The organism is Dapis brunnea BLCC-M229 (genome assembly GCF_050015995.1).
Classification (GTDB): Bacteria; Cyanobacteriota; Cyanobacteriia; order Cyanobacteriales; family Microcoleaceae; genus Trichodesmium.
This window is the reverse complement of sequence record NZ_JBNHEP010000151.1, coordinates 1-1426: the sequence shown is the minus strand read 5'-3', so window position 1 is coordinate 1426 and position 1426 is coordinate 1. Positions and strand designations below refer to the sequence as shown.

The window sequence follows — 1426 nt, the reverse complement described above, 5'->3', positions numbered from 1 at the left end:
TATGGAAAATTATTGCCTCATATCCGAGTCAAATAAAATTGGTAAATTGAGAAAATCCTCATCTACTATTTTTCTGAAGAGGTGCTAAATTTTGGCAAAATTATCGGCATTTTTTATCTGAAGAAATTTGTGGATGAGATGAGAATTATATTTGATTTCCCCTCACCTGCAAAAATTAGTAGCGATGGAAAATTATCCTCTGATATTCGAGTCAAATCAAATCGGTAAATTGAGAAAACCTCCATGAAGGATTTTTTCTCAGTAAGTGGTAAATTTTGGCAAGATAATCGAAATTTTTTATATTACCAAATCTTTGTCAAATCTGACTTAAACAAGTTTTGATGAAAATAGGTTTTTAGCTTCTAAAAGCTGTAAAAGTATTTGGGAAGATAAATGATATGTTATTGATAATAATAATCAGATTTTCCTGTCCCCTCTGAAAAGGAGAGGGGACTTATTATAATTCTATTACGACATCTTAAAAAACTATTAGATAAGTTAATCTTTTAAATCACTATCAATGAGAACTGCAATAAAAAGTGCAGGTTCTTTACCATTATTTACCCATGCGTGATTAGTGCCTCGTTGAACTACAACATCAAATGGTTTTAACTGAACTTCATCATCATCTAGTAACAGAGTCACATTTCCTTTTAGTAAAATAATATAATCTATTGTTTTTGTTTTATGCATTGCAGGATGTCGAGTTGTATCAACTCTGTCTTGAGATGCACCTATTTTGGCAAAAGCTTCAGCTGCTAACTCCTCAAGCTTTTCCTTTGGTATTCCCTCTGGAATAGGATTTATCCGAAAATACCTAAATTTGCTTCCTCCTGTTGGAGGAGACAAAAGTACATCAGTATCAGCTCTATCAGTTTTATCAAAAGTATTTATTTCATTTCCATCAGTGTTCCATATTTCAAATAGTCCTCCAACTTCCTCACCTATCGATCTTGCTGGGGGTCCGTCAATCATTATGATTGATTTACCATCAGGATTATGTCCTGTAACAATTCTTCTCAATCCTTCCATAGTTTTTCCTTTTAATAATTAATAACTCAAAGATTTACCTAGATATTTTAGCTCATTTAGTCTTCTATATCTAGTAGGATATTGAGGTATTTTACTATAAAAAATTTATTTGCTGAATACTAACTTCAAAAAATCTCTTCAAAAATATAAAATTGGTATTCCTGTAGATATAGTGATTTATTGTGGAGGTAGGCAACAGGCAAAAAAAAATATATCTAATTCTAGGGTTTGAAAGGAATAGTATTTGCTTGCCGACTTAACTTTTTTGAGCATATCACTACTTCTAAACTATTACCATCAAATGTAAAAATAGCAAAGTTTATAGTAAATTGAAATTTCTTCTATTGTTCTACCTCAATGCTTAATATTGCCAAGATTATCGGCATTTTTATCT

At 31.0% G+C, this 1426-nt stretch carries 1 protein-coding gene; it reads right to left on the bottom strand.

The window, feature by feature from the left end:
* Positions 1 to 498: 498 nt before the first annotated feature.
* A complete protein-coding gene (locus tag ACP6PM_RS17690; RefSeq protein WP_426586872.1) occupies positions 499 to 1032 on the bottom strand; it encodes a cupin domain-containing protein in 534 nt (177 codons plus the stop codon).
* Positions 1033 to 1426 lie beyond the last annotated feature (394 nt).